Below are 8,721 nucleotides of genomic sequence, written 5' to 3' on the forward strand. Positions count from 1 at the left end.
CGACATTGAATGTACTCGATCCTGCGTATGATTTAGCAGAGACAACGTTGGATTTGATGCTCTCGCCCGAAGAAGAGAAAACCTTGCTTGATCGATATGTCGAGGACTCGGGAGATGTTGACATAGAGCAGCGTCTCTTCACGTACAAGCTCCTCGCGGGCCTTTGGACGATGCAACAAGTCCAAGAGCATCTCTTTCGGAAGCCAAGCCATGCCGAGCGTCAAGAGTTGCACGCTCGATTCATAAACGCATGGGACTTTCTCACCATCCATGTTGCAGGTTATTGCGGCGGTTTCTGTCGACGTCCGCGAGAGCTGCGTTGGACTTCGCCTCTCGTTGCCTTGGATATTGATGGGATCATAGACCGTCGGCTATTCGTATCGAGAGAGGCCAAGAGGATTGGTCTCATCGCTGGTAAGCGCGATGCGTTCGTCCAGTGTTGGTGACGGCGCTCTCGCGCCCCTCCCGACACTTCTTGTCCAAGAGCTAATTACTGAGTTTGGGCTTGATCGGCTCTGCTTTCACCAGATCATGATCGATACAACGATCGTGCCCAAGGACGTCAACAAGGGTGATGGTTTGTTGGCGCTGCGCGACTGGGTCCTCGGGCCCGATACCGAAACCGTCGCGGTTGGCGATTCCGAGCCAGATTTGCAAATGTTCCGCGTTGCCACGCGTCGCTTCGCACCGGCCAATATTGGGTGTGCGGGCGAGGCGCGGCTTCTGGGCTGTGAGATTTCGCGCCACTCGCATCAGCGGGGCCTGCTCGAAGTGGCGAGGAGGATTGTTCACCCCGATGGTATCCGATGCAAGAGCTGTGGTGAGGGCGCGATTTCGGGTGGCCCTGAGGATCTTTTTTTGGAGTTGCTGCAAGCCGCAGACCGCACTTGGACTGAAAACCTGATCCGAGCATTGAGCTACCCGGCATGTTTTAGGATCTTCTCTGCGTGACCTTCGAGCCTTGAACACAAACAAATGTCCGACGTTAAGACATACATCACGACCAGTTGGGACGACGGCCATCCGTTGGACCTGCGGGTTGCCGAGCTCCCGACCAGGCACGGCTTGCGAGGTACCTTTTACGTACCGATGACCGCAGAACCGGCACCATGAACACTCAGCAGATTCGGGAGCTCAGCTCGAGCTTTGAAATTGGCGGCCATACGATTCACCATGGTGCTCTCACTCAGATGAAAGAAGAGGAGGCGTGGCGAGAGATCGCCGACTCCAAGTCCTGGCTCGAAGACACGATCGGGCGATCTTGTCGCATGTTTTGCCCCCCGATGGGCGCGTTTTCGCGACCGCCCCTAGAGATGATCCGGCGCGCGAGCTTTATCGGTCCGCGCACGGTCGAATTGGGGTCTCTCGATCTCCCGCGAGGGCGCGCGGGTCTCGCCCTGATGCCGACAACGGTTCAAGCCTACCCGCATGGTCTGGCGGCATTCGCCCGGAACGCCATCAAGCGGAGGACCTTTGCCAATTTGTGGCGATTCGTCGCTTTCGGTCGGACGACCGACTGGCCTGAGTTGGCGCGACGCCTGTTGCATCAGGCGCTCGACAGCGGCGGCGTGTTCCACCTCTGGGGTCATTCGTGGGAACTGGACGAGGCGGATCAATGGACGCGCCTCGATGAAGTTCTACAAATGATGAGGGAGATCGCGGGCAACGCGCCGTCACTCGAAAACGGGCAATCGCGCAGCTGTTGCTGACATCGGCAAAAAGCGACGGCGTCTCTATGCGACGAGAAGTGAACGAAGAAGGATGAATGGCGCGCCTGACGCGCCGCTCCAATTGCGACGAGATTCGCCAGAGCTGGCGGTCGGGTTCCGGCCCCTCGATGCGATGAAGGCGGGCCGGCAAGTGCCTCCCTTGCTCACCAAGGACCTACCGGCCGTGCCTTCGGCATTCCCAAACCTTTGACCTCATGGTGAGCAAGTCTTACGGAATGAGGCCGCCTTCGACGAGAAGCAGGGCGCGCGATCGAGTACCACTCATGATTGCCACGCTTCCGCTCGCTCGCCAGGATATCGACTCCCAATTCGAACCACACGGAAGATTCTTCACAGTCGAGCGCGTAGCGCGTCCCATAGCCAATAAAATTTAAACATGGAATGATATCGCAGGTAACGCGGGCCCAGTCGGAGCGGCTCCTTGCTTAACCGGTAAGCCCCAGGTCAGGCCCATCCGTTGCATCCATGGCGGAGCGAACGATCGGCGGCCGCTGAGGAGCGCGAACGCATCTCCCACGGCAAGGAACACACCGCGCCGGTAGCGCGTCTGATTGTCGCTGATCCACCGTTCCATCCGCACGCCGGGCAGGGCCACCCAGACGAAATCCGGATCGGCGCGATTGATAGTATCGGCGAACAACACCTCGTCGGACTCAGTAAAGGGCCGAAACGGCGGGCTAAGCATGCCGACAATGTCGATATCTGGCTGCAATTGGACCAGGGCGCGTCGCAACTCGACAAGGCACTCCTCGGAATCACCGAAAAAGAAATGACGCCAGGGCCGCGGCGTGTGCTGCACCACGAGGCGCATAGTATAGGGGCCGTACACCCGGTCCTTAAGATCGGCTCCGCCAAAGTTGAGCGCCCAAACCACCGGCATCCCGTCCGGCAATACCAAGTCGAACCCGGCCAGGACCCGGGCGAAATCCGGGTTGTGCCGGGCCTCTCCAAGAATATGGGTGTTGGTGGGGCAGACCGCTGTGGGACGACGTTCGCGCGCGAGCGCCATGATGCGCGCCAGCGCGGAATCGTAAGTGGCGCAAGCGACCGATGTTCCCAAAATCCTGATGGATTTCAATGATCCATCGGTTGGATACTCGGCATCAGGCTGCTTGTGCCAGGAGGGACTGCTGTCCACCGAATTTCCACTTACAAATGCCATGGCGATCTATGCGATCGGGTTGCGCGGTGCTTCTCCGATCGTTGCTCTGGGACCCCGTAGGACCGACTATTCGGCCGCCATAGATGCTCCGGCTCGCTTCGCGAGGACCCGACGAAAGTCCACCGCGAGCTCGCCGTAGTAGCGAGCAGCTCCACGTAAAAGCCCCGTCCCCCTTCGTCGGTGGCCTGTTGAGCCGCTTTCATACAATGTGCGGCCTTGGCCTCGTATCTTTCCAGCTTGATGCGAAGATCACTCTCCACGGCGATGCTCCACGCTGCACAACGGGAGCGTAAACGCATATTCCTCCGCCGAACGAAAAGATGACGGACCAGGGGCAATTTTGGAGCCGTCAAATGGCTCTTTCTGGGCGCGCGATTGCCGTGCTGGAGCGCAGCTCTTTGCTACCGCTCCCGCAGCGATTCCTGCTTGTACCTCGCCAGCGGCGAGAGAAGATAGCTGATGATACTGCGCGAACCGGTCTTGATCTCGACAGTCACCGCCATGCCGGGGCCGAGCTTGACCAGCTTGTCCTCCACCTGCATGTGCGTGCGATCGAGTGAAATGCGCGCCGCATATTCCAGCTCCTGGCCTTTCGGCTCGCTGCTGGCTTGCGCCGTGCCCGACGCGCGGTCGGTCGACCCGCCCTGCGGTCTGTCGCGCGTGATGGCATCCGTCGACACGCTGAGCACGTCCCCATGGAGGAGTCCGTACCGCGTGAAGTTGAACGTATCGACCTTGATCTCCGCCTTCTGTCCCGGATGAACGAACCCAATGTCGCGGTTGGAAAGCATGGCTTCGATCTCGAGCTGACTCTCGGTTGGAACCACGATGGCAAGCGCCTGCGCCGGCGTTACCACGCCACCCACCGTATGAACGGCGAGCTGTTGCACAACGCCGTCGACCGGCGCGGTCAGCTGCTGGAGTTTCGTGCGCCGCTCCGCCTTGACCACTTCCTGCGCAGCGCTCGCCGCCTTCTGCTCGGCCTTGGCAAGTGCGTCATAGGTCGCACGCCGATACTCCGCGGAGGTCTTTTCTTTCGTTTCCCTCAGCAAGGCGATGGCTGCGTCGGCTTCGTGGAGCCGGCTCTGCTGGAGGACAAGATCCTGCTGAAGGCCGACTAGCTCCTGATACTCGGAGAGATAGACGACCTTCGAAGCCAAGGCCTTCTCGACGAGCCCCTTGCGAATATCGACCCGCTCCTGGAGCACCGGGATTGTCGCCTGGAGCTTCGCCACGCTCGCCAACGTGGTCGCTCGCTCCGCTTCCTTCTGACCTTGCTGGCGATCGATCTCGGCGAGCTTGGCGTTCTGCTCGGAGCGCTGGCTGATCAAAAACTGCCGATGCATCTCGATCTCCGCGGCACTTGCGCCCTGCGGTGGCCGGAAGGCGGCAAGCGGATCCTCGGCAAGCGCCGCGCGCAGCCGCGCGGCGTCGAGCTCGGCCGCAAGGAGATCACTTCTCTGGCGCTCCTGATCGGCTTCCGTCATCGTCGGGTCGAGCTCGATCAGGACGTCGCCGGCCTTGACCGTCTGTCCGTCGCGGACGTGGATGGCGCGGACAACGCCCGTCTCGAACGGCTGGATCAGCTTGGTGCGCCCGCCCGGCACGATCTTGCCTGTCGCTGTCGCGACGATATCGACACTGCCGAACGACGCCCACCCCAGCGCGATGCAGAACACCGCGATAATGCTCACCCCGATCGCGCGCCCGACCGGCGACGGCGGCGTTTCAGTGATCTCGAGCGCCGCCGGCAGGAACGCGATTTCGTGCTCGCGGCGGCGAGGCTCGCGTCTCGGAAACGGAACGATATTTCGACTAGCGGACGTCATGGATGCCGGCCTGCAGATAGTGGAGGTTTGCGTAACGCCCGTTCGAGCGGATCAGTTCGTCATGGCTGCCGTCCTCGACGATGCGGCCATGCTCGAGCGTGATGATCCGGTTCGCATTGCGCACGGTCGAGAGTCGATGCGCGATCACGAACACGGTCCGTCCAGCAGCAATCCGTCTCATATTCTGCTGGATGGCGCGCTCGCTCTCATAGTCCAACGCGCTGGTCGCCTCGTCGAAAATGAGAATGCGCGGATCGGTGATGAGCGCGCGGGCGATCGCGACACGCTGGCGTTGCCCGCCGGAGAGACTGCTGCCCCGTTCGCCGACGATGGTGTCATAGCCCTCCGGCAGCTCCAGGATGAAGTCGTGAGCGCCCGCAAGCGACGCCGCCTCGATGACGCGCTCCATGGGCATGGCCGGGTCGGCGAGCGCAATGTTCTCGCGGATCGAACGATTGAAGAGCACGTTCTCCTGCAAGACCACCCCGATCTGGCGCCGAAGCCAGGTCAGATCGACCATCGCGAGGTCGACGCCGTCGACCAGCACGCGGCCGCTCTCCGGTACATAGAGACGCTGGATCAGCTTGGTGATGGTGCTTTTGCCCGAGCCCGAAGAGCCCACGATGCCGATCACCTGACCGGGCTCGACGTTAAAGGACACGTCGTGCAGTACTTCGGGACCGTCGACGCGGTAGCGGAAGGTCGCGTGCTCGAACGTGACCTTGCCGCGGATCGGCGGCAGGGCAGCGCGGGCCGGACTGAAGCTCGGCTCGGGCATGGTGTTGAGGATGTCGCCGAGACGATCGATCGACAGACGGGCCTGGTGGAAGTCCTGCCATAACTGCGCGAGCCGAAGCACCGGCATGCTCACCCGCCCCGCCAGCATGTTGAACGCGACGAGTTCGCCGACGGACAGGTCGCCGCCGATCACGAGCCTGGCGCCAAAGTAGAGCGTTGCGGCGGTGACCAGCTTGTTGACCATCTGGACCGCCTGGCTCGCCGTGTTGTTCAGGCTGAGCACGCGGAAGCTCGCACCCACATAGCCGGCGAGTTGCTCCTCCCAGCGTCGCTGCATCTGCGGCTCGACCGCCATCGCCTTCAGCGTCTCGACGCCGGTGACGCTCTCGACCAGGAAGGCCTGGTTCTCCGAGCCACGATTGAACTTCTCGTCAAGCCGCCGGCGGAACAGCGGCGCGACACCGGCGGAAATACCGATGTAGAACGGGAACGACGCAATGACGATCAGCGTCAGCGGCGTCGAATAGTAGAACATCACCGCAAGGAAGACGACGGTGAACAGGAGATCGATAACCAGCGTAAGCGCCGAGCTCGTCAGGAACTGACGGATGTTCTCCAGCTCGCGAACGCGCGCAACCGAGTCGCCGACGCGGCGCGTCTGGAAATAGGCGATCGGCAAGGCCATCAGGTGACGGAACAACCGCGCGCCGAGCTCGACGTCGATGCGATTCGTCGTGTGCGCGAACAGATAGACGCGCAGCGTGCCGAGAACGGTCTCGAACAGGGTCAGCGCGACGAGGCCCATGACCAGGACGTCGAGCGTGCTCATGCTTCGATGCACGAGCACCTTGTCGATCACCACCTGGAAGAACAGCGGCGAGATGAGGGCGAAGACCTGAAGGAAGAACGACGCGACCAGCACTTCGCCGAGCAGGCGGCGATATTTGTGGACCGCACCGATGAACCAGTTGATATCAAATCGCCGGGAGAGATCCGTCAGGGCCGCACGCCGGGTCATCAGGATGATGTCACCGTCCCAGATGGCCTCGAGCTCGGCCTGGGTGATGGATTCAGGCTGCGGAGACAATGGGCGCTGAACCAGAAGCTTGTCGTCGATGACCTTACCCAGGATCAGGAAGCCGCCGTCGCGCAGCACAGCAATCGCCGGCAGCGGCGTGACCGCAAGCCTGCTCCAGCTCGACCGCTGTGCCCGGGCCTTGAGCCCGAACTCCTTGGCACAGCGCAGGATTTCGGTCACGCCGATTCGCGTCGTGCTCATGCGATGCCGAATTTGCGCCGGGTCGGCCGCAATGCCATGGCAACGCAGCAATATCGCCACCGCAATGAGCCCTGACTCATCGCCGCTCGCGGGCTCAATACCCGCCGCCTGGACAGCCATGTCTGGTCGATCGGGTGACTGCGTGCGCATCGTGATATCGCCGGCACGCATGAAGACGTCCCGGGCGCGCGTCAACATATTGCCGGCCTGCATCACGGCATCGCCGGCACGCCGCGCCAGATCACGCCCCGGAATGCTCATGCCGGCAAGGGAATGAAGCAACCGGTGCACGAGATTCTGTGAGCCGGCCAGGATCAAACGGCCGTCCCAGACTTCTTCGAACTCCGCGCGCGTCATCGTGTTCGGACGTGATGCGGTTGGATGCAACACAAGTGCCGTCTGGTCATCGACCTTGCCGAGCACCAGGAATCCGCCATCACGCAGCGACGCGATTCCGGGCAGCGTGGTGCTCGCAAGTCGCTTCCAACGCATCGTGCGCGAACGGACTTTGACTCCGAATTCGTGCGCACAGCGAAGCATCGCGCTGATGCCGATATCGTTGCTCCCGCAACGGTCGCGGAGCTGGTCAGGCTCGGCGTTCACGCCATGAAGGCGCAGGAACAGAGCCAGGGCCCGAAGCCCGAGGTCTGCGGCATGGGCATTTCCATTCTGGATCGCCATTTTTAACTCAACCCTTCGCGGCTACCGACCGCGTAAGATGTTCCTTCTCTTGGATTGACAAATATTGACGGTGCCGCACCCAGGCGCTGAGCCTGGGTGCGGCGAGGCATCAATGTGGTCTGGTCAGCAACGATTCCTGACCCCAACCGGTCGCATGCGACACGGCCGACACGATCTGACCGGGATCCACCTGGCCGGTGTGACCGGCCAGATACTGGTTCAGCAGCGCAAAGCTCTGGCTTGCCTGGGACGCCATGGCTGAACCGGTCCGGGTCGCCTGATCAGTGATCGCCTGTGGCGCGGATGTCGCAACGCCGCCGGCGAGAACGTCCCTGATCTGGCTAAGCAGTGCAGAACCATGATCGTGACCTGCCAGGACCCCTGTGCCCGTGCTGGCCGGATGCGAAGGATCCGTTACCGTGGTCGTCTGCGACGTTGTGGTCGCAGCAGGTCGGGGATCCACCACGGTGATGATCTGCGGCGAGGCCGTCGCAACGGCACCGGTGGTCGGATCCTTTGCACTTGCGGTGAGCGTGAGCGTTGCGGTCGGATGGCCCCCGCCGTTGTAGTTCGACGTCAGCGTCAATCCGCTGTCGACCTGCGCCGCCGTCAAGGTGATGTTATTCCCCCGGAACGTCTGACCATCGAGCTTGTCGGTGATCGTCTCGTACCCGGGTAACCCTGTGATCTTCACGGTCACGACGTCGTTGGAGTCGGTGGTTGTCACCTTGGTTCCCAGGTCGACGGTACCGCCTCCCCCCGCTACCCAGAGCGAGTTATCCGCGATGGTCAGGACCGGCTTGGTCGCTGACGGTGTCGACGGCGTCGTCGACGTCGATGACGTCGGATCGACCTGGAGACCGGAGAACGTCTTCACCGCGCCAGCAAGGTTCGCAGCGACACCGCTCGCGTCCTTGATGGTCGCACCGCTCGGAAGGTTCACGCCGGTGATGGCGAGAGCCGAAGTGCTGGTGTTGGTCGACGCCACAGTCGTTTTGAAGGTGAGCGTACCCGTGCCCGAGCCACCGACATAGGTGGCCGTGCCGCCGTCATTGAGCGACAGCGTGGGCGTGCCCGTCACGGTCACCGCCTCGTTGAAGCCGAGCGACAGCGTGATCGCGTCTCCCACGTGCTCGGTGCCCGTTCCAGGCGAGGCCGTGGCCTGCGTCACCGCTGGCGTGATCGTTGGCGTCGGCGTGGTCGATGCCGTCGGATCGACCTGGAGACCGGAGAACGTCTTCACCGCGCCAGCAAGGTTCGCAGCGACACCGCTCGCGTCCTTGATGCTCGCACCGCTCGGAA

The 8,721-nt window shown here is 62.0% G+C and carries 6 protein-coding genes and 1 pseudogene; 3 read left to right on the forward strand and 4 right to left on the reverse strand.

Features of this window, described 5'->3' with window-relative positions; genetic code table 11:
* The first annotated feature begins 5 nt into the window (after nt 1–5).
* The 3 genes from AC629_RS45405 (at nt 6) to AC629_RS18320 (ending at nt 1,709) form a co-directional block, all read left to right on the forward strand.
* Nucleotides 6–446, forward strand: coding sequence for a hypothetical protein (locus AC629_RS45405; RefSeq protein ID WP_143199226.1), 441 nt, complete (start codon nt 6–8; stop codon nt 444–446).
* Nucleotides 424–951: an HAD family hydrolase gene (locus AC629_RS18315; protein ID WP_084806430.1), complete on the forward strand. Its 528-nt coding sequence runs from the start codon at nt 424–426 to the stop codon at nt 949–951. Before AC629_RS45405 ends, AC629_RS18315 begins: the two co-directional genes overlap by 23 nt.
* A 158-nt stretch (nt 952–1,109) precedes the next feature.
* Nucleotides 1,110–1,709, forward strand: a complete 600-nt coding sequence (locus tag AC629_RS18320; RefSeq protein WP_084806431.1) for a polysaccharide deacetylase family protein — start codon at nt 1,110–1,112, stop codon at nt 1,707–1,709.
* A gap of 391 nt (nt 1,710–2,100) precedes the next feature.
* On the opposite strand, the gene AC629_RS18325 is transcribed toward AC629_RS18320, so the two are convergent.
* The 4 genes and pseudogenes from AC629_RS18325 to AC629_RS18340 form a co-directional block, all read right to left on the reverse strand.
* Nucleotides 2,101–2,868 (reverse strand): WecB/TagA/CpsF family glycosyltransferase, encoded by a 768-nt coding sequence (locus AC629_RS18325; protein ID WP_168195519.1) that lies wholly within the window; start codon nt 2,866–2,868, stop codon nt 2,101–2,103.
* Between the two features lie 425 nt (nt 2,869–3,293).
* Nucleotides 3,294–4,721 carry an HlyD family type I secretion periplasmic adaptor subunit gene (locus AC629_RS18330; protein WP_084806433.1) on the reverse strand — a complete coding sequence of 476 codons (1,428 nt, stop codon included), beginning with the start codon at nt 4,719–4,721 and terminating at the stop codon, nt 3,294–3,296.
* Complete coding sequence (locus AC629_RS18335; RefSeq protein ID WP_084806434.1) at nt 4,708–7,419, reverse strand: type I secretion system permease/ATPase; 2,712 nt, start codon at nt 7,417–7,419, stop codon at nt 4,708–4,710. Before AC629_RS18335 ends, AC629_RS18330 begins: the two co-directional genes overlap by 14 nt.
* A 109-nt stretch (nt 7,420–7,528) precedes the next feature.
* Nucleotides 7,529–8,721: pseudogene (locus tag AC629_RS18340) on the reverse strand (hypothetical protein); the annotation flags it as partial.

Source organism: Bradyrhizobium sp. NAS80.1, from assembly GCF_001908205.1.
Lineage (GTDB): Bacteria > Pseudomonadota > Alphaproteobacteria > Rhizobiales > Xanthobacteraceae > Bradyrhizobium.